We start from the raw sequence: 22932 nt of genomic DNA, 5'->3' as shown, positions 1-22932 counted from the left end.
CGTCGCAGCCTTCTGCGGCGAGTGGGTCCCCATCAAAAAATACTCAGGGCAGGGAAAATGAACATCAAGAAAACCGCGCGCCGATCCCGTGCGCGTGCCGTCGCACCCCTCTTCAAGAAGCATCAACTGTACTGCGCCGTGCTCATGACGCTGGCACCGGCGCTGGTGCTGCCGGCCAGTGCACAGAACTTCGTCCACTACGACGGATCGCGCAGCAAGGACCGCGACGCGGCGGTGGCCAGCTGGGTCAGCGCCGACGAATTCAATGGCGACTGGGGCCTGGCCGCGATGAACGCGCAGCAGGCCTACGCGGCAGGCTTGAGCGGGCGTGGCGTCAAGCTGGGGGCGGTGGATTCCGGCCTGTCGCTGACCCACCAGGAATTCGCCAAGCGTGACGTCAAGGCCCTGAGCGTCACCGGCGTCTACGCCAACGAGGGCTTCCAGCTGTCCGGTTCACGACAGCCCTGGAAGGCCGGCGACCCCTTCAGCACGACCGGTGCCAAGTCCTCCCGCAACGACAACCACGGCAGCCACGTTTCGGGCAGCATCGCCGCCGCCAAGGACGGCGTGGGCATGATGGGTGTGGCCTTCGAGAGCGACTACCACATCACCAACAGCAACGGCACCGATGCCTCCGTGTATGGCATCAACATGGACTACAACTACTTCAAGGCGGCCTACGGCAACCTGGCCGCAGCCGGCGTGCGCGCCATCAACAGCAGTTGGGGCAACCCCGATTCACGCGACAACCTCAGCACCGTCGCCGGGGTGTATGCCGCCCATCTTCGGCTGATGGCCAGTGACAAGAAGTCCTGGCTGCAAGCCGCCGCCGATGTGGCGCGCGAAACCAACGTACTGCTGGTCTGGGCGGCCGGCAACAGCGGACGCGACAACGTCAACGTGCGTTCGGCCCTGCCTTACTTCCAGCCCGAACTGGAGCAGAACTGGCTGAGCGTGACCGCCCTGAACATGGACCTGGTGCAGCCGAACTTCAGCAACCGCTGCGGACTGGCCAAGTATTGGTGCGTGTCGGCCCCGGGGGTGGCGATCAACAGCCTGGGTGCCAGGTCCGATACGGCCTACGAGAACCTGAACGGCACCTCGATGGCCGCGCCGCACGTCACCGGCGCCCTCGGGCTGCTGATGGAACGCTATCCCTCCCTGGACAACCAGGCCATCCGTACCATCCTGCTGACCACCGCCAAGCACCTGGGCAATGGGGCGCCGGATGCGCCCAACGAGGTCTTCGGTTGGGGTATCCCCGACCTGGGCAAGGCCCTGAACGGCCCGGCGCAATTGCTCGGCCGGTTCAATGCGCATCTCGCCGCCGGTGTCGAGGACACCTGGAGCAACAACATCTCCGAAGCCGCGCTGATCCAGCGCAAGGCCGAGGAAAGACAAAAGCTGGCGGACTGGCGCGCCATTCCCGGGGCCAGCCTGCAGGCAGCGGTGCAGGAGGCGCAGCGCGAGCCGCTGGTGCGCCTCGGCGAATACGTGACGTCCTCCTATGACGCCTCCATGCTGCTGGTGCAGACCTTGCGCCAGCTGGAGGCCAAGCTGCAAGCCGATTCGGGCGATGAGCTGATGAACGCCTACCGGGCCGCCGCCAATGAGGTGAACAATGACGCGCTTGCCTCGACCATCCTGAGCATCATGAAGACCGGTGAAAGCCCGACGGTAGACAAGCTCATCGCCACGCTGATCGCCGGCGACCCGTCCGTGAAGCTGGCCCGTGGAGCGTTGGACGCCTACGAGGCCCAGGGCGCCACCATGCGCTACGTCGCCAACAAGACCGATGCCGACTACGTGGGCGTGCTGGTCAAGACCGGCCCCGGCAGCCTGACCCTGAGCGGCGACAACAGTTATTCCGGCGGCACCCTGCTGCAGGGAGGCACGCTGGGCGTGGGCTCCAAGACGGCATTGGGGAGCGGCCCGCTGTCCATGTCCGATGGCACCACGCTGCGCGCGGCCGCCGACAAGCTCACGCTGGCCAATGCGGTCAGCCTCAGCGGCACAGGCAATATCGACACCCAGGCCTACAACATGACGCTGTCGGGGGCCATCAGCGATGGCACCAGCACCGGCAGCCTGACCAAACGTGGCAGCGGCACGCTAACCCTGACCGGTGCTCCAAGCTACTCGGGCAACACCACCATTGCCGAAGGTACCCTGGCCATGGCCAGCTACCGGCAGACGGCGGACCAGACCCCTTCAATACGACCGGCGCCAAGAGTCCGGTCAACGACAATCATGGCAGTCATGTCTCCGGCACCATCGCCGCCGCCAGGAACGGCGTGGGGATGATGGGCGTGGCCTTCGGCAGCGATTACCACATCACCAACAGCAACGGTACCGACGACTCCGTGTATGGCGTGAACATGGACTACAACTACTTCAGGGCGGCCTACGGCAAGCTGGCCCAAGCCGGGGTAAGGGTCATCAACAGCAGCTGGGGCAGCCCCGACCCGCGTGACGATTTCGGTACCCTCGCCGGAGTGGCCGCGGCCTATGAGCGCCTGCAGGGCGGGGGCAAGAAATCGTGGCTGGATGCCGCCGTGGACGTGGCCAAGGAAAGCAATGTCCTGCATGTATTTGCCGCTGGCAATGCCGGTCGCGACAACGTCAACATCCGTTCTGCCCTGCCTTACTTCAGGCCGGAAATGGAGCAGAACTGGATCACCGCCGCCGCGCTGACCAGCGATCTGGAGCTGCCGTCCTTCAGCAATCGCTGCGGGCTGGCCAAGTACTGGTGCGTGGCGGCGCCGGGCGCGGAGATCAACAGCCTCGATTCGAGCTCGGACAAAGGCTACGAGAATGAGAGCGGTACCTCGATGGCAGCACCGCACGTCACCGGCGCACTCGGTTTGCTGATGGAGCGTTATCCGTCGCTGGACAACCAGGCCATTCGCACCATTTTGCTGACCACCGCCAAGCATCTTGGAACGGGGGCAAGCGACCTTCCCAATACGACTTTCGGTTGGGGCATTCCCGACTTGAACAGCTGCCGCGGCCAAGGCGGCTGAAGCAGCAAAGGCGGCTGAAGCAGCAAAGGCGGCAGACGCAGCAAAGCCTGCAGCAAAGACGGATGCCGCAAAGGGAGGAGCGACGGCATCTGCCGCAGCAAAGCCTGCTGCTGCAGCACCTGCCGCTCCTGCCGCTGTGGCACCTGTGGCAGCAGTTCCCGTACCCGCAGCGCCCGCTCCCGTCGTCCGTCCCTCACCTATCATGATCGCCGCCACCGCTGCAGCACCAGTTGCACCGGTGCTGGGCCAACAGATCCAGGCGCCGTCCACCAAGGATATGGCTGAGGTTGCCGCTACGCTGGCCCGGTTGCCGGATGCTGCCAGCGTGCAACGTGCCGCCAGCCAGACCTTGCCCAGCAACGTCGGCGCCGGTGCCATTCGTGGCACCATGACGTCCGTGAATCGCGTCATCGCCTCCCGCGTCGAGACCGGCAGGGCTGGTGGCGCCGGTGTGGGCAGCGGTGTTTCATCAGGTGAAGCGGGCGGTGATCGTCAGGTCTGGCTCATGCCCTTCGAATCGCGCACCAACCAGGGGGACCGCAACGGCGAGTCCGGTTTCAGTGCCAGTACCTGGGGTATGGCGACCGGCGCCGAGATGGACCTGGGCAGCGGACGCATCGGCCTCTCTTACGCCTATGCCAGCACCAAGGCCAACGGCAATACCGCCCTCACCGGTACCGGCAGCCGCAGCCGCCTCGAGTCCAACATGGTGGCCCTCTACGGCAGTGTCCCGCTGGGTGAGCTGTCGCTGGCCTGGCAGGCGGATGTGGGGCGCAACGGCAACCGTCTGTCGCGCGAGATGCGGTTCGGTGGCCTGAATCGTACTGCCAGCAGCCGCTACCACACCTGGGATGCGCATCTGGGTACCAGCGCTTCATTCACTCTGCCCTTGAGTGAAGTGATGAGCCTGGTGCCTTCCCTGCAGATCGACTACACCCGTCTGCAGAGCCCGTCCTACAACGAGAGCGGGGCAGGGGACCTGAACCTGTCGGTGCAGGGCAAGAGCAGCGAAGCGCTGTTGCTCGGCACCGGTGCAAGGCTGAACTACGTGCTGACGCCGTCGTCGCAGATCAGCGGCCACCTCGGTGTCAGTTACGATGTCATCAACGGCCGTGACGAGCTGGTGGCCACCTATGCAGGCGCACCGGGCCAGGCCTTCACCACGCCAGGACCGACGCACTCACCCTGGCTGTTGAAGGCCGGTGTGAGCTATGGCTTCAAGCTGCCGAAGATGACGGACATCGCCTTGCGCTACGATGCCGAAGGCCGCAGTGGCTTCATCAACCAGTCGGCGTCGGTCAAGGCGCGCTGGCGCTTCTGATCCATCCGTGGATGCGCTGACACGCTGACACCCTGAAGTCCCCATGCGGCCGCTCTCGTAGCGGCCGCATGGCGTTTACCGGTCTTTGAGCGGCGCCGGGGGGCGCGTCTTCGTAGGCCAGACTGCAGAGGGCAGGCGCTCACAGATCCTTGCTCAGCTCGGCCACCAGGTAGTCCAGGAAGATTTCCACACTGCGCGGCAGGGTCCGGCCGGCCAGCGTCTGCACCTCGACGAAGCGCCCATCGGCAGGACAGTCGCGGATGGGGCGCATGGTCAGCTCTCCGCGTGCGATGCGGTAGCGCACGGTGACGTCGCCGGTGATGGAGAGCGCATCGTTGTCCAGCACGTAGTTGTGCAGGGCCTGGATGTAGTTGCTGGTCATCACCGGTTCGATGGCCACCTGTTGCCGGCTGCAGGCGATGTCGAAGAGCTGGCGCAGCGTCGTGGTGGGGTCGGGCAGGGCCATCGGGTAGGGCTTCAACTGCCCCAGCGAGAGATGACGGAAACGCGCCAGTGGATGGTCGTTGCGCATCACCAGGCCGATCGGTCCCGGCTGCCGGTGCACCACCTTGATTTCCGGTTCGGGCAGGCGCGCAAAGGTCAGTCCGATATCCGCATTGCCTTCGCGCACCTGGCGCGAGACCACCGCCGGCGCGCCCACGAACAGCTGGAATACGAAGCCCGGATATTTCTTCTGGAAGGCGTTGATCACGCGCGGCAGGAAGTCGATGGCGAAACCCTCCGAGGCCGACAGCCGGACCCGCCCGCTGCGCAAGCCCTTCAGGGCTTGCAGGTCGGCCACCACGCGGTCGGCCTCCAGCGCCATCTTGCGCGCATGCGCGGCCAGCATCTCGCCGCCGGCCGAGAGCACCATGCCGCGTGGCCGCCGTTCGAACAGTACCGTGTCCAGGATTTCCTCCAGGCTGCTGATCTGGCGGCTGATGGCCGAGCTGGCCACGTTGAGCCGCTGCGACGCCTCGCTGATGGAGCCACAGCGAACGACTTCCAGGAAGTAGCGCAGGGCGGTGTCTTGCAGATGCTGCGATTTCATCATTGACCTCGTTGGATGCGGTCAGCTCGGATCAATCCCGATTCCTGACCAATGCTGACCTTCTTTTCGCGCCGGCTTGCAGCAAGGGAGGCTGCTTTATTTGGTGCGCGCCTCACGCCTTTGGTGCAATGCCCTCGTCCTTCCTCCACACGCCGATGCTGCACCTGCGCCAAGGGCCCCGGCCCAGTAGCGATGCGGCTTTGGTAGGGGTGTGTACATTGTGGTGCACAAATTATGCGTTGCTGGTTTGCGAACGCAGGCATAGAAATTTGATGATTGCGGCATCGATAAATCCTAGCCTAGTATGCCCTTCGACGTCGCTGTTTTTTCACAATTCTCTTATTCGAATGAAGGGGCTGGAATGAACGCACTACAGAAATCCATGCTGGGCTGGTCACGATGTGCAGTGTTGGTGGCGGGCGCCATGACGGCCTTTGCGGCCCATGCCAACAAGGCCAACGACACCCTGGTCTATGCCTCCGACAGCGAAGTCGAAAACATCAGCCAGTATCACAACAATCTGCGTGAAGGCGTGATCCTGGCCCACCTGATCTGGGACACGCTGGTCTATCGCGATCCCAAGACCAACGAATACAAGCCGCAACTGGCCACCGCCTGGAAGTGGGAATCGCCCACGGCCCTGGTGCTGGACCTGCGCCAGGGCGTGCAATTCCAGAACGGCGACAAGTTCACAGCCGACGATGTCGTGTTCACCTTCAACTATGCGGTCTCGCCCGAATCCAAGGCCGTCACCCGCCAGAACACCGACTGGATCAAGAGCGTCGACAAGCTGGGCGACTACAAGGTGCGCATCAACCTGAAGGGACCCTTCCCGGCGGCGCTGGAATACCTGGCCGGCCCGCTGCCGATCTATCCCGCCGCCTACTTCAAGAAGGTCGGCCTGGAAGGCTTTTCCAAGGCGCCCATCGGCACCGGTCCCTACAAGGTCACCAGTGTCACCCCGGGGCAGGGCGTGACCCTTGTCAAGAACACCTCGTATTTCAAGGATAGCCCGCAGGGCCAGCCTTCGATCGGCAACATCAAGTTCGTGGTGATCCCCGATCCGGAAACCCGCGCCGCGCAACTGATGACCGGCGCCATCGACTGGATCTGGCGCGTGCCGCCGGACCAGGCCGATTCGCTCAAGACCAATCCCAAGCTGGCGGTGCAGAGCGGCGAGACCATGCGGGTCGGTTTCATCACCCTCGACACCACCGGTACCTCGGCCCCCAATTCGCCGTTCAAGGATGTGCGCGTGCGCCAGGCGGTCAACCATGCGATCAATCGCAAGGGCTATGCCGAGAACCTGATGCGCGGCGGCAGCCAGCCGGTCTATACGGCCTGCTTCCGCACCCAGTTCGGTTGCGACAGCAATGCCGCCATCAAGTTTGACTACAACCCGACCAAGGCCAAGGAACTGCTGGCGGCGGCCGGCTACCCGAACGGCTTCGATACCGACATCTATGCCTATCGCGAACGCGAAGTGGCCGAAGCCATCATCGGTGACCTGCGCAAGGTCGGCATCCGCGCTCGCCTGCACTACATGAAGTTTGCCGCCCTGCAGACCGAGTACCGCAGCGGCAAGACGCCGATGAGCTTCTACTCCTGGGGCTCGTTCTCGATGAACGATACCTCGGCCTTCGCCGGTGTCTACTTCAAGGGCGGCGCCGATGACATCACCAAGGACCCGCAACTGCAGCAGTTCCTGCAGACCGCCGATACCTCGATCGATCCGGCAGTGCGCAAGGCCAACTACACCAAGGCCCAGGAACTGATTTCCAAGCAGGCCTACGTGGCGCCGATGTTCTCCTATTCGACCTTCTACGCCTACAACGCCCAGCTCAATTTCCAGGGTTACCCGGATGAGCTGCCGCGTTTCTACGAGGCTTCCTGGAAGTAAGTCTGGCAGTCGTCCAGGTTACCGTTCGTCCTGAGCGCCTTATACGGCCCCTGGGGCCTGCTCAGTGCGAACGGTAGGTGATGGGTGTTGGATGAATCACGCAATAATCTTCAAGGAAGGGTCGCCATGTTGATCTACATCCTGCGCCGCCTGGCCATCGCCCTGTGCGTGGCGCTGACGGTATCCGTCGTCAGTTTTTCCCTGCTGCACATGTCGGGTGACCTGGCGGTCTCCATCGCTGGGCCGGAGGCCACGGCCGCCCAGGTCGAATCGGTACGCACCCAGTTCGGTCTGGACCGTCCGCTCACCACGCAATATGCGGACTGGCTCGGTCGTGCGGTGCAGCTGGACTTCGGCAAGTCCTTCTACTTCCAGGGGCAGGTCATGGAGATGATCGCCGAACGCCTGCCGATCACCTTCAAGCTGGGTGGCAGTGCCTTGCTGCTGGCCATTCTCACCGCCATTCCGCTGGGCGTGCTGGCGGCCATCTATCGCGATACCTGGCTGGACCGCGTGGCGCTGATGATTGCCGTGGTCGGGCAGGCCATGCCCAGCTTCTGGTTCGGGCTGACACTGATCCTGATCTTTGCCGTCACGCTGCACTGGCTGCCGGTGGCCGGCAACGAGAGCTGGCAGCACTTCGTCCTGCCAGCGGTGGCGCTGGGTTACTACGCCATGCCGGCGATGATGCGCCTGACGCGCTCGGGCATGCTGGAAGTGCTGGGCTCAGACTACATCCGCACCGCCCGCGCCAAGGGCCTGTCCAAGTCGCGGGTGGTGTTCAAGCATGCGTTGCGCAATGCGGTCATCCCGGTGGTGGCATTGGCGGCGGTAGAACTGGGCTTCATGCTGGGCGGCTCGGTGGTGATCGAGTCGGTCTATTCCATGCAGGGCCTGGGCCAGCTGGCCTGGGACGCCATCTCCCGCAATGACTATCCGGTGGTGCAGGCGGTGGTGCTGATCATCGCCATGTTCTACATCGGCCTGACCTTCCTGGCCGATGTCATCAATGCGCTGCTCGATCCGCGCATCCGTACCCGTTGAGCCCATGGGAGCCGACATGACCGCCACTTCCAGTACCACCGTCACCATGCCTTCCACGCCATCCACCTCGTCCACGCCCCTGCTGCAGGCGGCATTGCCGCCGCTGCCGGCCTGGCGCCGCAAGCTGCGCCGCCTGCTCGGCCATCGCGGCCTGATGCTGGGCACCGCCATCCTGGCCGTGATCGTGCTGGCGGCGATCTTCGCGCCCCTGCTGGCGCCGCACGATCCCTTCGACCAGGATGTGACGGCGCGCCTGATCCCGCCGGTATGGCAGGCCCAGGGTAGCTGGGAACACATCCTCGGTACCGACAAGCTGGGCCGTGACTATCTCTCGCGCCTGATCTACGGCGCCCGCGTGTCGCTGACCATCGGCATCGCCGCCGCCCTCATCTCGGGCCTGATCGGTACCACCCTGGGGGTGCTGGCCGGTTACTTCGGCGGTCGTACCGATGCCTTCATCAGCTACCTCATCACCACCCGCCTGGCCATGCCGGTGGTGTTGGTGGCGCTGGCGATGGCCTCGCTGGTGGGCGGTTCGCTGAAGGTGGTGATCCTGCTGCTGGGGCTGCTGCTGTGGGACCGTTTCGCGGTGGTCACGCGCTCGGCCACGCAGCAACTGCGGGACGCCGAATTCATCGCCGCCGCCAAGGCTATCGGCGCCTCCACGCCCTACATCCTGCTGCGCGAAATCCTGCCCAACATCATGGGCGCGCTGATCGTGGTGGTCACGCTGGAAATGGCCCACGCCATCCTGCTGGAGGCCACGCTGTCCTTCCTCGGCCTGGGTGTGCAACCACCGACGCCGTCCTGGGGCCTGATGGTGGCCGAGGGCAAGACCTACATGTTCTTCAAGCCGTGGGTAATCGTCATCCCGGGCGTGGCGCTGGCACTGCTGGTGCTGGCCATCAACCTGGTCGGCGATGGCATGCGCGATGTCAACGCGCCCGACGGCCGTAACTGAATCCCACCGGGAGCACACCATGAGCGTATTGCTGGACGTGAAGAATCTGAAGGTGGACCTGCCCACCGAGCGCGGCACGCTGCACGCCGTGCGCGGCATCGATTTCCAGGTGCGCCGGGGCGAGATGCTGTGCCTGGTCGGCGAATCGGGCTGCGGCAAGTCCATGACCTCGCTGGCCCTGATGGGGCTGCTGCCGCGCAAGGCACAGTGCAGCGCCGACCACATCCGCTTCGATGGCATGGACCTCAACGGCATGAGCGAGAAGCAGTTGCGGCAGTTGCGCGGCAAGCGCATGTCCATGATCTTCCAGGAGCCGATGACCTCGCTGAACCCCGCCTACACGCTGGGTAACCAGCTCTGTGAGGCCATGCTGCAGCAGCCCGGCGTCACCCGCGCCGAGGCCCGCGAGCGCGCCCTGTACCTGTTGCATCGCACCGGCATCACCAATGCCGAGGACCGGTTGCGCCAGTATCCGCACCAGCTCTCCGGCGGCCTGCGGCAGCGGGTGATGATCGCCATGTCGCTGATGTGCAATCCCGATCTGATCATCGCCGATGAGCCGACGACGGCGCTGGATGTGACCATCCAGGCGCAGATCCTGCGCATGATCCGCGAGCTGCAGCAGGAGTTCGGCACGGCCGTCATCTTCATCACCCACGACCTGGGCGTGGTCTCGCGCATCGCCGACCGGGTGGCGGTGATGTATGCCGGCCAGGTGGTGGAGACCACCGATGTCGGCTCGCTGTTTGCGCAGCCGCGTCATCCCTACACGCGGGGGCTGCTCAATTGCATCCCGGTACGCGGCAAGACGCCGCCGGGCAGCCGCCTGCAGGCCATTCCCGGCGTGGTGCCCAGCCTGGTCGGCCAGGTCAGTGGCTGTGCCTTCCGCAATCGCTGCGCGCTGGCCGATAGCGTCTGCGAGACCGATCCGCCCATGGTGCAGCAGGGCAGTGCGGCCGCACCGCACGCGGCGCGCTGTCACAAGCTCGATGTTCCCGTTTCAATCGCGTCCGCCATGGAGGTGGCAGCATGAATGACCATCGTCCCCTGCCGTCGGCCCCGCTGGGTGACATCGCCCTGGAGCTGTGCGCGCTGTCCAAGGTCTATCCTTTGAAGCGCGGTCTGTTCCAGCCGCCAGGCCAACTGAAAGCGGTCAACGATGTGTCGCTACGGCTGTATCGCGGCGAGACCCTGGGCCTGGTCGGTGAATCCGGCTGCGGCAAGAGCACCCTGGCCAAGATGCTGCTGGGCCTGCTGGCACCGACCTCGGGCAACGTGCTCATCAACGGCCAGGAAGTCGATCCGACCCAGCGCAAGGAACATGCGCGGCATATCCAGCCGATCTTCCAGGATCCGTATTCCTCGCTCAACCCGCGCAAGACCGTGGGCGAGATCGTCGGCCTGCCGCTCAAGCTGCACGGCATCGGCACCGCTGCCGAACGCGCCCGCCAGGTCAAGGACATCCTCGACCTGGTCGGCATGCCCGAGCGCACCCATGCCCAGTATCCCAACCAGCTCTCCGGCGGCCAGCGCCAGCGCGTGGCGATTGCCCGCGCCCTGATCCTGCGGCCGGACATCCTCATCTGCGACGAGCCGACCTCGGCCCTGGATGTGTCGGTGCAGGCGCAGATCCTGAACCTGTTGCTGGACCTGAAGGCCGAGTTCGGTCTCACCTATCTCTTCATCAGCCATGACCTGGGCGTGGTGGAGCATCTGGTGGACCGGGTGGCGGTGATGAACCAGGGCTGCATCGTCGAACTGCAGAGCCGCGAGCAGATCTTCAGCGATCCGCAACATCCCTACACCCGCATGCTGCTGGCCTCGGCGCTTACGCCCGAACCGGGACTCGGCATCCCGGCACTGGCTGCGGCGGCGTGAGGACGTATCCCACGAATCAAAACGATCAAAACGATCACAACCACACCTACAGAGGAGCAGCAGCATGAGCAGAGCACAAGCCATCGCCGGCGTGGAAGCCTACTTCGACGACGGCCGTTTCATGGACACGCTCAAGCGCCGCGTGGCCATCCGCACCGAGAGCCAGGAACCGGCCAGCCGTCCCATCCTGTACGACTACCTGCAGCAGGAGATCACGCCCTATCTGCAGTCGCTGGGCTTTGGCTGCGAGATCATCGACAATCCGCTGCCCGGCGGCAGCCCCTTCCTGATCGCCGAGCGCACGGAGGAGGGCGCCGCCTTCACCCTGCTGACCTACGGTCATGGCGACGTGGTGCGCGGTTACGACAAGCAGTGGCGCAGCGGCCTGTCGCCGTGGGAGATCGTGGTCGAGGGTGAGCGCTGGTATGGGCGCGGCATCGCCGACAACAAGGCCCAGCACACCATCAACTTTGCCGCGCTGGAAGAGGTCATGAAGGTGCGTGGCGGCAAGTTGGGCTACAACGTCAAGCTGATCCTGGAAATGGGCGAGGAAACCGGCTCCCCCGGACTGAACGCGGTCTGCCAGCAATATGCCGAGCGCCTGAAGGCCGACCTCTTCATCGCCTCCGACGGGCCGCGTGTGAATGCACCGACGCCGACCATGTTCCTGGGTTCGCGCGGCGGCTGCAACTTCGACCTGAAGTGCCACCTGCGCGACGGTGGCCACCACTCCGGCAACTGGGGCGGCTTGTTGCGCAACCCCGGCGTGCGCCTGGCCAATGCGATTGCCTGCCTGGTGGACGAGCACGGCTGCATCCGCGTGCCGGCGCTGTTGCCGGATTCGCTGCCGGCCAGCGTGCGCAAGGCCCTCGCCGATGTGAAGCTGGGTGGCGGTCCGACCGACCCCGAGATCGACGAAGACTGGGGCGAGCCCGACCTGACCCCGGCCGAGCGCGTGTTCGGCTGGAATACGCTGGAAGTGCTGGCCTTCAAGACCGGCAATCCCGAGGCACCGGTCAATGCCATTCCCGGTCAGGCCAGCGCGCACTGCCAGATCCGCTTCGTGGTCGGCAGCGACGATGCGCACTTCATCGAGCACATCCGCGCGCATCTGGACGAGCATGGCTATGACGACATCGAGGTCACGCTTTCGGGCGTGCAGTTCGCCGCCACCCGGCTCGACCCGAACGACGAATGGGTGCGCTGGGGCCTGGCCTCGATGCAGGAGACCAGCGGCAAGCAGCCCACGCTCCTGCCCAACCTGGGCGGCTCGCTGCCCAATGACGTGTTCTCCGAAACCCTGGGCCTGCCGACCCTGTGGGTGCCGCACTCCTATCCGGCCTGCTCACAGCACGCGCCCAACGAGCATATACTGGCCAGCGTGTCGCGCGAGTCGCTGCAACTGATGGCGGGTCTCTTCTGGGACCTGGCCGAGCAGGGCCGGCAAGTGCTGGCGCGACGCGCCCCATCACCGGAGAAGACATGAATCACCCCCACCCGCACAAGCTGTGCGAGGTCGCCGACCTGCACGACCTCCACGACGAAATCACCGGCCTGCGCCGCCATATCCACCAGCATCCCGAGCTGTCTTTCCAGGAAGTCGATACCGCCGCACTGGTGGCCGATCGCCTGCAGGAATGGGGCTATGCCGTGACCCGCCATATCGGTGGCAACGGCCTGGTGGCGACCCTGCGCGCAGGCAGCAGCACGCGCAGCATCGGCCTGCGGGCCGACATGGATGCCCTGCCGATTCAGGAAGAGACCGGTCTGGACTGGGCCAGCGTCAAGCCCGGCGCCATGCATGCCTGCGGCCATGACGGCCACACCGCCATGCTGCTGGGCGCGGCCAAGCACCTGGCACGCACCCGCCATTTCGACGGCACCCTGAACCTGATCTTCCAGCCGGCGGAAGAAGCCGGCTTCGACAGCGGCGCCCAGAAGATGCTGGCTGATGGCCTGTTCGAACGCTTCCCCTGCGATGCCGTGTTCGGCATCCACAATCATCCGGGCGTGGAGACCGGCACCTTCATGTTCCGCAGCGGCCCCTTCATGGCGGCCTGCGATACGGTCAAGATCCGCATCACCGGCCGGGGCAGCCATGCGGCCCGCCCGCATCTGTCGGTCGATCCGGTGGTGGCCGCGGCCAGCCTGGTGATGGCCTTGCAGACCGTCGTCTCGCGCAATGTCGATCCGATGGAAACTGCCGTGGTCACGGTAGGCAGCCTGCATGCGGGCAAGGCATCCAACGTGATTCCCGAATTTGCCACCCTGGAACTGAGCGTGCGCTCATTCAAGCCGGAAGTGCGCGAGCTGCTGGAGCAACGCATCCGCGCCCTGGTCAGCACCCACGCCGAGAGCTATGGCGCGCAGGCCAGCATCGAGTATCTGCGCGGCTATCCGGTGCTGGTCAACAGCGAGGCCGAGACCGACTTCGCCCGCAGCGTGGCCGAGGAACTGGTGGGGCCGGAGAAGGTGATCGCCCCCTTCGGACCGATTGCCGGCAGCGAAGACTTCGCCTACTTCCTGCAGCAGCGGCCAGGCTGCTTCCTGCGCGTGGGCAATGGCCAGGGCAAGCCCATGCTGCACAATGCCGGCTACGATTTCAACGACGACAACATCCCCGTCGGCGCGGCCTACTGGACCCGGCTGGTAGAGCGCTGGATGCCGGTCAAGCCGGGCTGATGCCACATTGATGGCACGTTGATGACGGGCGCTGCTCTGCGGCGCATATTCCGGCAGTGCATAAGCGCATGACGAATGCTTCGTTGCCGCCGCCACGGCGCGCCGTTACAGTGAGTGCGTCTCCTCAGACGTCCTGGACTTGGACAATTCGAGCCTGAACCCGCCACGCGCAAGCCTGGCGGGTTTCTTTTTTTGCATGTTTCCCCGGTGCACCTATCGTTGTCGCGACGAGGATTTGCGCGGGAACGTAACTCAGCCGTGACTGCCGCGTGATTGCCGCTGCCCCTGCGAGATCCCTCTCGCGCCCCGCCAGCCCAGCGCCCGCCTACTGTTGAGCTGGATCAGGCAGTGTGGCGGGGTCAGGAATTCCCCGATGTTCGACGCCCGGCCGGATGACTACCATGGGAACCAATGAAACGCGGTCTGTGCTTCGGACTCCCGGCATCACAGTGGAGTCGTGATTGGCACGCAAGACCTCGCCGAAGTATCTTGCCAGGAGCCAGTCATGCACTTCATCACCGAATCCGTACCGGGTGAAATCACCCTGATGTTCATCAGTTACCTGGTGTTCTGCACCGTGTTGATGTACCTCTTCGTGAGGACCGACCGCGAGTGGGGCAGCCTGGAAGTATCGCTCGATGAACTGGCCGAGAACCGTCTGCCGCTGGCCAACGCCATGCGCTACGCGGCCGTGGAACGGGATGAACGCTCGATGTTCAACAACGGCCTGACCCGGCCTTCGTTGCAGCATTGCGCCCAGTATCACGATGTGGATTGCACCTGCTTCATGCCGGAGCAGAAGAAGCCTGACTGAATGCCTGAGGGGAATCTGGAGGGGAGCGGTAAAGAGGGGGAGTAGCAGGTGGGGATGTTGCAGGTGGGGGAGTAGTGGAGCAGTAAAGCAGTGAAGCAGTAGCGTTGCAGGTTCTAGGGGTAGTGCCTGCAACAAGGCAATACGGCAGTATCGGCAGTTTCCGCAGTAGCAGTGAGCAGCAGGCAGCAGCGAGCATGAGCCAAGGTTGTAACGCGGTTGCAGTTGTCGTAGCAGTTGCAGTGGTCGGTGTCGTCGCAGTCGCAGTTGTTGTAGCAGTTGCAGTGGCAGTAGTAGTGGCAGTAGTAGTACGGCAGTAGCAGCAAATATCTCTTGAGGGTGGAACGGCAAGTCGTGCAGCCGCTTTTGTTCCAAAGCGCGCGTCACGCGACGCAGACGTGCAGTGCGGCGTTTGCGTGAAGCGGCCTAGCGGCTTGCCCGTTCTTTTCCATGAGAAAATAGCGCCCATGCAAAGCTCATCCTCCTCCGCGCAGTCCCTGCGCCCATTGATTCCCCTGGCCGATTACCAACGCATCTTCCGCGTCATCCATTCCGTGCTGCACAGCGTGGAAGCCGATATCCCGGCCGCCAGTTTCTTCTTCAGCGTCACCGCGGCGCAGATCCTCAAGAAGTTCTACAAGCGCAATGCCTTTCCGGTCGCCGGTGCCGCCTTCTATCTGATCCGCGAGGACGGTGGCGGCGCCTTGTCCTTCGGCACGCTGGCCGACGACGGCCAGAGCGTGGCCAGCACCCACGATGCGTTCCACGCCTGGGTGCAGTGCGACGGCTATGCCATCGACTTCATGGCGCCGCTGTTCCAGGAACTGCTGGCGTCGGCCGGCCATCCGCTGCCGGTGCCGCGCCAGATGTTCCAGAAGGACCTCGGGCGCATGCGCGAGAGCGTGCAAGGGCTGGCGCAAGCCGGTGACTTCCACCTGGCCCCCAATCTGGAACTCACGCGCGAACTGCTGCAGCAGTTCATGGCCAAGAAAGCCCTGACCAATCTGTCGCAACTCTGTCTGGAATGGTTCCGCAAGCCGCCCAAGGCGATGCCGGACGATCTGGCCCTGCAGGGCGCCGATGGCGAAGTCTCGCGCATCAAGCTGCAAGCTACGCGTATCGACGGCGTCTGGTAAGACGCATCGTTGTTTTTTACAGGGACGGGATGAGGCGAATGCCTCCGAGGGGAGGGTGTGCTGGACAGGCGTCCAACACACCGTACGATCATGCATATCGGTTGCATGTACCGCACTAGGGTTCCTATATTAGGTCGCTGATGTGACGGCTTGATGACAGTGCTCCCTTCCCATCACCTTGTTCTGGCCGCGCGCGTTCCGCCTTTTCCTTCACATTTCTTCCACTGTCATTGCACGGTCATACGGGCTGGCTAGACTGCCGCCTGTCTCCTCTGTACCTGTGCAGATGTTTTGCCTGCGATGCGAGCGCATCGCAGGCTTTTTTCTGCCGGGCAGCCGGATTCCCTTGCTTCAAGCTTCACGCCCATGCCGGACAGTGGCGTCGTAACCCGGCAGTACGCACACGTGTTGGAAGCCGCGGTCCTCCCTTCCCGCCGGGCGCTAGCCTGACGGTGCGCGGCGCGGGGTGCGTCGCCCCCTCTTTGGCCGGTTTTGCTGGCGGCCCTGGCCCGTGACCATCCTGCCTGATCCTTCCCGCTGCCCACCGCTTGCACTCCCGCTGTTTTCCCTTTGCTTTCAATCACTTGCATCGCTTGCTAAGCGCTTGTCCACAGGCTTGCCACCAAAACATGTGGATATCCGTCCGGCGCCGGCTAAGCGGTCGATGCTGATTTTATTGTGGTCGAAACAAGAAAATCCTTTCGAATCAATGTGTTGAGTCGCTTGTCCAGCCCTTGTCCACAGGCTTGCCACCAAAATGCGGGGATATCTCGCCAAAAGCCAGGCCCCATCTGGCCTGGCGCCCGATGCCTGTTCGCTGCCACGGACTGCGTCGAACATGAAAAATCCTTGTAAATCAGGGACTTGATCGTGTTGCCAAGGCATTGTCCACAGGCTTGCTCCCAAAAAATGTGGATATCCGCCAAAGACCGGTGAAAAGCCGCTTCCCGATCCTGGGAATGTGCCTCCGGTAGAGGATTCTGGTCGGTTTCCAGGCCTTTGCCGAGCTTTGTTGCATCAACGAAAAGTTGTTTGAAATCAATCGCTTGAATGGCTTGTCAAGACCTTCTCCACAGGCTTGCCACCAGAAAATGTGGACAGCTGCATGCCACGCGCCAGGCAAGTGGCCGGCAGGCAGCTGCTCATTTTTTGCCACTGCTTGCGCCGCTGGACAAAAGCGCTTTGGAATCAATGGCTTGTCTGGCTTGCCCAGCGTTTCTCCACAGGCTTGCTCCCAAAAAATGTGGATATCCGTCACGGTGCGGCTGCAGCGATGCGTTGGGAAATCCGGGCAGGGTGTTTGCGCATTGCTTGCGCGGTGCGAAGGCGGGGAAAGAAAAGGCTTTGCATCAAGGGCTTGGGAGGCTTGTCAAAGCCTTGTCCACAAGCTTGCCCCCGGAAAGTGTGGATAAGGGCCTGCCTGGCGCAGGCCCTGCCGGGGAAGAGGAGAAGCTGGGGATAAACCCCTCGGGGTAGAGAAAGTGATCAGCCCTTGTCCGGAGCCGTATAGGGTTCGACGCTGACCGCCTTCATGCTGTAGCTGGAGGCGCCCATGGAGGAGTCGGAGCGCTCCACCTTGATCACCCCGCTGATCCAGACGGCATCCATGGTGCGCACGTTCTTGACGGCCTTGGCGCTGCGCACGTGGATGATCTGGTTGGCCGGTGGCGGCGGGACGTGGATGCAGGCGCCGAAGTAGGGCACCAGCAGGAATTCCTTGAGCGCCTCGCCTTCGCGGTCCAGCGAGACCACGAAGCCCGGCAGCCGCACCGGCTTGCCTTCCATGGAGGCATCCACCGGGGCGTCCTTCCAGTATTTCTTGGCCTTCCACAAGGCCGCATCGGCGCGTGGATCGTCGTCGGTCAACTGGTCCAGCTTCAGGCCCTTGAACGGCGCCATCGGGTCCCAGTCCTTGGGGATCAGGGCTTCCCAGGCGATTTCCTGGTAACCGTTGACCAGCTTGCCCGAGGCCTGGTAGGGCTGGTCGGTGACGGCGGGGCTCTGCTTGAGCTGTTCGCCGACCTGGTATTGGCCACTGCCGGCATCCGCCACGCCGCTGACGGTGCTGCCGGTGGCGGCACGGGCCGTGACCGCCGGCACCGCGCCGGCCAGCGGGCCGCCTGCGCTGCCGTGGTTGTTGGCGTTGGCGGCAGGCGCCGTTGTCGGCGCAGCTGCCTGGGCGTCGGCATGGCCCAGCAGGCGCACGCCGGTACCGACCAGCAGGCCGGCGGCGACGATGCCGCCTATCCAGTAAAGAGTCTTCATCTTGATGCGTCCAGATCAGATTTTCGGGGTCAGACCGTCGGACAGGCTCAGGCGATACGCCCGCAAGCCCGGCAGCAGGCTGGCCACGAGGCCGGCCAGCACGGTCCAGAGCAGCAATTGTAATTCGCCCGGCCCCGGCCATGAGGGCTGCAGCAGGATGCCGAAGTGGTCCGCCAGCAGCGGTCCCAATCCCCACACCAGCGCGCTCAGCAGCACCAGCCCGGCCAGCACGCCGGCCAGCATCACGCCCAGGCCCTCCACGCACAGCAGCAGGAACACATCCAGCGGGCGCGCCCCGACCGAGCGCAGGATCGCCAGCTCGCGCCGCCGCTCGCCCAGGCTGGCCAGGATGGCCGCCACCAGGCCGGCCAGTCCCACCACCATCACCATGCCGGAGACCACCAGCAAGGCGTTTTCGCCAATGCCCACGACATCCCACAACTGGTCCAGCGCCACGCCCGGCAGGACCGCCATCAGGGGCTCCCTGAAGCCATCGCCGTCGGCAATGTCACGCTGCAGGGCGAACACCCGGGCGCGGCTCTTCAGGCCCACCAGCACGGCGGTGATGCTGGTGGGGGTGAGGTCGAATTTCTTGACGAATTCGGCCGGGATGTGCAGCCCCGGCATGGGCGCGCCGCCTTCCCAGTCGAGGTGGATGGCCTGCATGCCGTCCAGCCCGATATGCACCGTGCGGTCCACCGGCGTGCCGGTGCGCGCCAGGATGCCGACCACCTTGAACGGCTTGTCCGCATGCTGGGTCAGGCTGCGGCCGCCGACACTGCCCATGCCGTGCGACAGGATGATCACATCGCCCAGCTGGTAGTGAAGCTTCTCGGCGACCTCGGCGCCCAGCACGGCATCGAAGACGCCGCTGAAAGGCTGGCCCTGGGCCAGCTTCAGGGGCAAGCCGCTGCCGTAGCGGAAATGCCTGAAGTAGTCGCCATTGGTGGCCAGCACCGGGAAGCCACGGTGCGAGTCTCCCAGCGAGATCGGAATGGTCCAGGCCACGGCCGGATTGCGCGCCAGCGTGAGCGCGCTGTCCCAGCCCATGTTGTTGGTGGCTCCGCCGATGCGGAAGATGGCATACAGCATCAACTGGATCGGGCTGGTGCGGGCGCCCACCACCAGGTCGGTGCCGGATACCGATTGCGAGAACCCGGCCCGCACTTCGTGGCGCACCCGTTCGATGCCCAGCAGCATGGTGGTGGACAGGGCGATGGCCAAGAGCATCAGGCCCAGCGTGAACCGGCGGTTCCAGGCGCTGTGGGCGGCCAGGCGCAGCAGCAGCTTCATGCGGCCTCCTCGGGACGGGCGGCGTGATTGATCTGTTCCAGCGCGATGCGGCGGTCGAAGCGCTCGGCCAGGCGCTGGTCGTGGCTGACGAACACCAGTGCCGCACCGCTCTGCGCGCATTCGCGTTGCAGCAGGTCGAGGAAGGCTTGCTGGCGATCGCTGTCCAGGGCCGAGGTGGGTTCATCGGCGACGATGATCTCGGGCCGTCCGATCAACGAACGCGCTGCCGCCACCCGCTGCTGCTGGCCGATGGAGAGCTGGGTCACGGGACGCTTCCAGAGCGCCGGCGCCAGGTCCAGGGCCACCAGCAGGCCCTGCGCCACCGTGGTCAGGTCGGCCCCCTGCTGGCGAGCACGCTCCTTGCGGTAGGCCGAGAACTGGCAGGGCAACAGCACGTTGTCGATGATGGAGAGATACGGCAGCAGGTTGAACTGCTGGAAGATGAAACCGATGTGGTCCACCCGGAAACGGTCGCGGCGCGCCGCCGAGAGCGTGTGCAGGGGCTGTCCCAGCACATCGATCTGCCCGGCCTGGGGCACGATGATGCCGCCGATGGCGGCCAATAGGGTGCTCTTGCCGCTGCCGCTGGGACCGCTGACGAAGACATGTTCGCCGGCCGCCACCTGCAGCGATTCCAGCGCCAGGGCCGGGTGATCCTGGCCGGGCCAGGTGAAGCGGAGTGCCCGTATGGCGATGGTGGCGGCCGGGGAAGGGGGAGCGGAAAAATTCATGACCAACCGGAAGGACAGGAAAGGCGACCCGCGCGGGACGGATCGCCAAGGATAGCCGCTGCGGCTGTCAGGGGCCTGACGGCGCCGGGCGGCCCGGGATCAGTGCAGCGGGCTCAGTTCAGTGGGATCAATGCAGTGCCCGGCACCAGTTGCGCGGCCCCCTGCTTCTTGGGGGTGGCCAACTGCACGTCGATGCGCTGGAAACCGGGGAAGGCGGCAAACAGGCCACTGGCGTCCACCGTGGTGAGCGCGCCGGGGGTGGCGCAGACCAGGGTGAAATCGGCATCCAGGTCGGCGTGGCCGTCGGCAGGCGCGGTTGACTCGGTGGCCGGGGTCTTTTCACCCAGCAGGGCCGGTGGCAGCACGGCCGACTCCAGCTGGATTTCGGCCGGCTTGCACTGGGCCGCGGCATCGGTGACGAACAGGCGGCCGACGTCGCGCAGGGTCTTGGCGGCGGCGCGTACGGTGTCCTTGTCGCGTGCGCTGTTGGCAGCGTGCTCGAAGCCGACCACGTTGATCAGCGGGGTATCCAGGTGCAGGGTCAGGGTGTTGCCCTCCAGCGCCAGGTCCAGCTTGCCCACGCCATGCACGTGCGCCGGATGGTTGCCATGATGGTCGTGCGCATCGTCGGCCGCCAGCGCAGGCAGGCTGGCCAGGGACAGGAGGAGCAAGGGCAGCAGGGGACGGGAACGGAACATGGGTGGCTTTCGTGTACGTATCTTGGGTGGATGGGATGACGGTAGACCGTCTATGGCTCTCGGAGCACAGCATTGGAGCACAGCAGCTAGCCCGCATTGTGACCCGGCCGGGACCGAAAATTCAGGCTTGTTACATTCTGCAACAGGGTTGCATTATAATGCGTCCTTTCCCTGTTTCTGCAACTCGGTTGCGCAAGGGGCATCCGCAGGTGCGGCCGCTGGCCGCCGCTGCGGTCTGCCCGGGTACCCTTCATTCTTCTCAGGTTTCTGCCGTGTCGGTTTTCTCTCGTTTTCTCTTGAAGCAAGGCGTGCTCGCCAGCCCCTGGTGGCAGCGTGTGATCGCAGTCCTGCCGGTGCTGCTGCTGTTGTGGCTGGGCGTGCACTGGGCGCTGGGGGAGGGCTGACATGGATGCCGCCATCTCGCTGGACAACCTGACCGTCAGCTATCGCCGCCATCCGGCCTTGCACCACGTCAACGGCAGTTTCGCACGCGGTTCGCTGACCGCCATCGTCGGCCCCAATGGCGCCGGCAAGAGCACCTTGCTCAAGAGCATGCTAGGCCTGGTGCCCTGCAACGACGGCCGGGTCCATACCCATGTCGATGCGCGCCGCATCGCCTACCTGCCGCAGCAGGCCGAGATCGACCGCAGCTTCCCCATCAATGTGCTGGATTGCGTGCTGCTGGGTTACTGGCAGGCCAAGGGCAACTGGGGCGGTATCGATGCCGCCATGCGCGCCCGCGCCATCCAGGCACTGGCCGCCGTCGGGCTGGACGGTTTTGCCGGGCGGGCGGTGTCGAGCCTGTCGGTGGGGCAGTTCCAGCGCGTGCTGTTCGCCCGCATCCTGCTGCAGGATGCCGAGGTGATCCTGCTGGACGAACCCTTCAATGCCATCGATGCCCGTACTACCGGCGACCTGTTGCGCATCATCTCGGCCTGGCATGCGGAACGTCGTACCGTGATCGCGGTGCTGCACGACCACGACCAGGTGCGTCGTGCCTTCCCGCAGACCCTGCTGCTGGCGCGCAATGTGGTGGCCTGGGGCGAGACGGCCGAGGTGATGTGCGAAGACAACCTGCAGCGTGCTCGTGCCATGGCCGAAGCGGTCGACGAGCATGCCGGCGTGTGTGCAGTCAGCGAGGCCGAGGTGCTGGCGTTGTCCGGCGCATTGCGGCCGGCGCATGAACATAGCCATTCCCATTCGCACGGGCAGGCGCAGCATCCGCATCCCGCCGTCGCCAAGGGAGGCCTGCAATGAGCGTGCTGACGACCGTCCAGCAACTGGCGATTGCGCCGTTCCAGGAATTTTCCTTCATGCGCCGTGCGCTGGTGGCGGCCTTCGCGCTGGCCCTGGGCAGCGCCCCGCTGGGCGTGCTGCTGACCCTGCGCCGCATGAGCCTGTTCGGCGAGGCCCTGAGCCATGCCGTGCTGCCGGGGGTGGCGGTGGGTTTCATCTTCTTCGGCCTGTCGCTGCCGGCCCTGTCGATCGGCGGGTTTGCTGCCGGCGTGCTGGTGGTGGCGGTGGCCGGCTGGATCAGCCGGCACACCGAGCTCAAGGAAGATGCCAGCCTGGCCGCCATCTATGTGGTGGCACTGGCGCTGGGCGTGATCCTGATCTCGCGCCACGGCACCCAGCTCGATCTGCTGCACATCCTCTTCGGCAATGTGCTGGGCGTGGACAGTGAAGGTCTGGTCCTCATCGCCGGCGTGGCCAGCGCCAGCGTGCTGGGCATTGCCGCCCTGTATCGCGGCCTGTTGCTGGAGAGTTTCGATCCCTCCTACATGGCCGTGGGCAGCCGCAGTGGCGGGGCGATCTACCAGCAGGTGTTCCTGATGCTGGTGGTGATGAACCTGGTGGCGTCGTTCCAGACCCTGGGGACCCTGATGGCCGTGGGGCTGATGATGCTGCCGGCGGTGTCGGCCCGGCTGTGGCACGACACGCTGCCGGCACAGCTGTGCAACAGCGTGCTGCAGGCGGCGCTGGCGGGGTATGCCGGGCTGCTCATTTCCTACTACGCCTCGGTGCCGTCCGGGCCGGTCATCATCGTCTGTGCCGGCGTGCTGTACGCCGCCTCGCTGCTGTTTGCGCCCCGTGGCTGGCTGCCGCGCCTGCTGCGCCGGCCGCACCTGCAGGCTTGA

The 22932-nt window shown here is 64.7% G+C and carries 22 protein-coding genes; 15 read left to right on the top strand and 7 right to left on the bottom strand.

Annotated elements, in window-relative coordinates; genetic code table 11:
• Positions 1–57: 57 nt before the first annotated feature.
• The 3 genes from HBH1_RS16170 to HBH1_RS16155 all read left to right on the top strand — a co-directional run bounded on the left by HBH1_RS16170 (position 58) and on the right by HBH1_RS16155 (position 4344).
• Entirely contained in the window at positions 58–2304 is a 2247-nt protein-coding gene (locus HBH1_RS16170) for a S8 family peptidase (RefSeq protein ID WP_102663563.1), read from the top strand.
• Entirely contained in the window at positions 2274–3023 is a 750-nt protein-coding gene (locus tag HBH1_RS16165) for a S8 family peptidase (RefSeq protein ID WP_369878627.1), read from the top strand. The genes HBH1_RS16170 and HBH1_RS16165 overlap by 31 nt, the downstream gene beginning before the upstream one ends.
• A 202-nt stretch (positions 3024–3225) precedes the next feature.
• The gene (locus tag HBH1_RS16155) at positions 3226–4344 is read left to right on the top strand and encodes an autotransporter outer membrane beta-barrel domain-containing protein (protein WP_208399202.1); all 1119 of its coding nucleotides are present in this window, start codon (positions 3226–3228) and stop codon (positions 4342–4344) included.
• 139 nt (positions 4345–4483) lie between these two features.
• Here the strand turns inward: HBH1_RS16155 and HBH1_RS16150 are convergent, their stop codons facing one another.
• A complete protein-coding gene (locus HBH1_RS16150; protein ID WP_006464243.1) occupies positions 4484–5395 on the bottom strand; it encodes a LysR family transcriptional regulator in 912 nt (303 codons plus the stop codon).
• A 361-nt stretch (positions 5396–5756) separates the two neighbouring features.
• On the opposite strand from HBH1_RS16150, the gene HBH1_RS16145 reads away from it, so the two are divergent.
• The 9 genes from HBH1_RS16145 to HBH1_RS16100 all read left to right on the top strand — a co-directional run bounded on the left by HBH1_RS16145 (position 5757) and on the right by HBH1_RS16100 (position 15807).
• Positions 5757–7295, top strand: a complete 1539-nt coding sequence (locus HBH1_RS16145; protein ID WP_102663561.1) for an ABC transporter substrate-binding protein — start codon at positions 5757–5759, stop codon at positions 7293–7295.
• 126 nt (positions 7296–7421) lie between these two features.
• Entirely contained in the window at positions 7422–8339 is a 918-nt protein-coding gene (locus HBH1_RS16140) for an ABC transporter permease (RefSeq protein WP_006464245.1), read from the top strand.
• Positions 8340–8355: 16 nt separating this feature from the next.
• Positions 8356–9300, top strand: coding sequence for an ABC transporter permease (locus HBH1_RS16135; RefSeq protein WP_233207626.1), 945 nt, complete (start codon positions 8356–8358; stop codon positions 9298–9300).
• A 19-nt stretch (positions 9301–9319) separates the two neighbouring features.
• On the top strand, positions 9320–10333 hold the full coding sequence (locus tag HBH1_RS16130) for an ABC transporter ATP-binding protein (protein WP_077236418.1): 1014 nt from the start codon (positions 9320–9322) through the stop codon (positions 10331–10333).
• Positions 10330–11178 carry an ATP-binding cassette domain-containing protein gene (locus HBH1_RS16125; protein ID WP_102663560.1) on the top strand — a complete coding sequence of 283 codons (849 nt, stop codon included), beginning with the start codon at positions 10330–10332 and terminating at the stop codon, positions 11176–11178. Before HBH1_RS16130 ends, HBH1_RS16125 begins: the two co-directional genes overlap by 4 nt.
• Positions 11179–11242: 64 nt before the next feature.
• Positions 11243–12664 (top strand): M20 family metallopeptidase, encoded by a 1422-nt coding sequence (locus HBH1_RS16120; RefSeq protein WP_102663559.1) that lies wholly within the window; start codon positions 11243–11245, stop codon positions 12662–12664.
• The gene (locus HBH1_RS16115) at positions 12661–13860 is read left to right on the top strand and encodes a M20 aminoacylase family protein (RefSeq protein WP_102663558.1); all 1200 of its coding nucleotides are present in this window, start codon (positions 12661–12663) and stop codon (positions 13858–13860) included. Before HBH1_RS16120 ends, HBH1_RS16115 begins: the two co-directional genes overlap by 4 nt.
• Before the next feature lie 505 nt (positions 13861–14365).
• The gene (locus HBH1_RS16110; protein ID WP_102663557.1) at positions 14366–14674 is read left to right on the top strand and encodes a hypothetical protein; all 309 of its coding nucleotides are present in this window, start codon (positions 14366–14368) and stop codon (positions 14672–14674) included.
• Positions 14675–15138: 464 nt separating this feature from the next.
• On the top strand, positions 15139–15807 hold the full coding sequence (locus tag HBH1_RS16100; RefSeq protein ID WP_077236423.1) for a DUF2026 family protein: 669 nt from the start codon (positions 15139–15141) through the stop codon (positions 15805–15807).
• A gap of 576 nt (positions 15808–16383) precedes the next feature.
• On the opposite strand, the gene HBH1_RS24965 is transcribed toward HBH1_RS16100, so the two are convergent.
• The 6 genes from HBH1_RS24965 to HBH1_RS16080 form a co-directional block, all read right to left on the bottom strand.
• Positions 16384–16647, bottom strand: coding sequence for a hypothetical protein (locus HBH1_RS24965; protein WP_146012869.1), 264 nt, complete (start codon positions 16645–16647; stop codon positions 16384–16386).
• Positions 16648–16663: 16 nt separating this feature from the next.
• Positions 16664–17065, bottom strand: a complete 402-nt coding sequence (locus tag HBH1_RS24960) for a hypothetical protein (RefSeq protein ID WP_146012868.1) — start codon at positions 17063–17065, stop codon at positions 16664–16666.
• Between the two features lie 227 nt (positions 17066–17292).
• Entirely contained in the window at positions 17293–18072 is a 780-nt protein-coding gene (locus HBH1_RS16095; RefSeq protein WP_102663555.1) for a DUF3299 domain-containing protein, read from the bottom strand.
• Positions 18073–18087: 15 nt separating this feature from the next.
• The gene (locus HBH1_RS16090) at positions 18088–19365 is read right to left on the bottom strand and encodes an ABC transporter permease (protein ID WP_077236425.1); all 1278 of its coding nucleotides are present in this window, start codon (positions 19363–19365) and stop codon (positions 18088–18090) included.
• A complete protein-coding gene (locus HBH1_RS16085) occupies positions 19362–20096 on the bottom strand; it encodes an ABC transporter ATP-binding protein (protein ID WP_102663554.1) in 735 nt (244 codons plus the stop codon). Before HBH1_RS16085 ends, HBH1_RS16090 begins: the two co-directional genes overlap by 4 nt.
• 113 nt (positions 20097–20209) lie before the next feature.
• Positions 20210–20794 (bottom strand): DUF2796 domain-containing protein, encoded by a 585-nt coding sequence (locus HBH1_RS16080; protein ID WP_102663553.1) that lies wholly within the window; start codon positions 20792–20794, stop codon positions 20210–20212.
• 272 nt (positions 20795–21066) lie between these two features.
• On the opposite strand from HBH1_RS16080, the gene HBH1_RS25570 reads away from it, so the two are divergent.
• The 3 genes from HBH1_RS25570 to HBH1_RS16070 are packed head-to-tail and all read left to right on the top strand — an operon-like array spanning position 21067 to position 22932.
• Positions 21067–21198: a hypothetical protein gene (locus tag HBH1_RS25570; RefSeq protein WP_255411892.1), complete on the top strand. Its 132-nt coding sequence runs from the start codon at positions 21067–21069 to the stop codon at positions 21196–21198.
• Position 21199: 1 nt separating this feature from the next.
• Entirely contained in the window at positions 21200–22051 is an 852-nt protein-coding gene (locus tag HBH1_RS16075) for a metal ABC transporter ATP-binding protein (RefSeq protein ID WP_102663552.1), read from the top strand.
• Complete coding sequence (locus HBH1_RS16070) at positions 22048–22932, top strand: metal ABC transporter permease (protein WP_077236430.1); 885 nt, start codon at positions 22048–22050, stop codon at positions 22930–22932. Before HBH1_RS16075 ends, HBH1_RS16070 begins: the two co-directional genes overlap by 4 nt.

This window comes from Herbaspirillum sp. BH-1, assembly GCF_002870055.1.
Lineage (GTDB): Bacteria > Pseudomonadota > Gammaproteobacteria > Burkholderiales > Burkholderiaceae_D > Herbaspirillum > Herbaspirillum frisingense.
Note: the sequence above shows the minus strand (reverse complement) of the source record. Positions and strands in the feature narration are given on the sequence as shown.

Excerpts from the sequence above, each read along its gene's own strand:
- HBH1_RS16135 (WP_233207626.1), top strand. The coding sequence starts at position 8,356 with ATGACCGCCACTTCCAGTACCACCGTCACCATGCCTTCCACGCCATCC.
- HBH1_RS16145 (WP_102663561.1), top strand. The coding sequence starts at position 5,757 with ATGAACGCACTACAGAAATCCATGCTGGGCTGGTCACGATGTGCAGTG.
- HBH1_RS16120 (WP_102663559.1), top strand. The coding sequence starts at position 11,243 with ATGAGCAGAGCACAAGCCATCGCCGGCGTGGAAGCCTACTTCGACGAC.
- HBH1_RS16110 (WP_102663557.1), top strand. The coding sequence starts at position 14,366 with ATGCACTTCATCACCGAATCCGTACCGGGTGAAATCACCCTGATGTTC.
- HBH1_RS16115 (WP_102663558.1), top strand. The coding sequence starts at position 12,661 with ATGAATCACCCCCACCCGCACAAGCTGTGCGAGGTCGCCGACCTGCAC.
- HBH1_RS16090 (WP_077236425.1), bottom strand. The coding sequence starts at position 19,365 with ATGAAGCTGCTGCTGCGCCTGGCCGCCCACAGCGCCTGGAACCGCCGG.
- HBH1_RS24965 (WP_146012869.1), bottom strand. The coding sequence starts at position 16,647 with ATGTTCGACGCAGTCCGTGGCAGCGAACAGGCATCGGGCGCCAGGCCA.
- HBH1_RS16125 (WP_102663560.1), top strand. The coding sequence starts at position 10,330 with ATGAATGACCATCGTCCCCTGCCGTCGGCCCCGCTGGGTGACATCGCC.
- HBH1_RS16130 (WP_077236418.1), top strand. The coding sequence starts at position 9,320 with ATGAGCGTATTGCTGGACGTGAAGAATCTGAAGGTGGACCTGCCCACC.
- HBH1_RS16155 (WP_208399202.1), top strand. The coding sequence starts at position 3,226 with ATGATCGCCGCCACCGCTGCAGCACCAGTTGCACCGGTGCTGGGCCAA.
- HBH1_RS16080 (WP_102663553.1), bottom strand. The coding sequence starts at position 20,794 with ATGTTCCGTTCCCGTCCCCTGCTGCCCTTGCTCCTCCTGTCCCTGGCC.
- HBH1_RS16095 (WP_102663555.1), bottom strand. The coding sequence starts at position 18,072 with ATGAAGACTCTTTACTGGATAGGCGGCATCGTCGCCGCCGGCCTGCTG.
- HBH1_RS16070 (WP_077236430.1), top strand. The coding sequence starts at position 22,048 with ATGAGCGTGCTGACGACCGTCCAGCAACTGGCGATTGCGCCGTTCCAG.
- HBH1_RS16140 (WP_006464245.1), top strand. The coding sequence starts at position 7,422 with ATGTTGATCTACATCCTGCGCCGCCTGGCCATCGCCCTGTGCGTGGCG.
- HBH1_RS16075 (WP_102663552.1), top strand. The coding sequence starts at position 21,200 with ATGGATGCCGCCATCTCGCTGGACAACCTGACCGTCAGCTATCGCCGC.
- HBH1_RS16100 (WP_077236423.1), top strand. The coding sequence starts at position 15,139 with ATGCAAAGCTCATCCTCCTCCGCGCAGTCCCTGCGCCCATTGATTCCC.
- HBH1_RS16150 (WP_006464243.1), bottom strand. The coding sequence starts at position 5,395 with ATGAAATCGCAGCATCTGCAAGACACCGCCCTGCGCTACTTCCTGGAA.
- HBH1_RS16085 (WP_102663554.1), bottom strand. The coding sequence starts at position 20,096 with ATGAATTTTTCCGCTCCCCCTTCCCCGGCCGCCACCATCGCCATACGG.
- HBH1_RS16170 (WP_102663563.1), top strand. The coding sequence starts at position 58 with ATGAACATCAAGAAAACCGCGCGCCGATCCCGTGCGCGTGCCGTCGCA.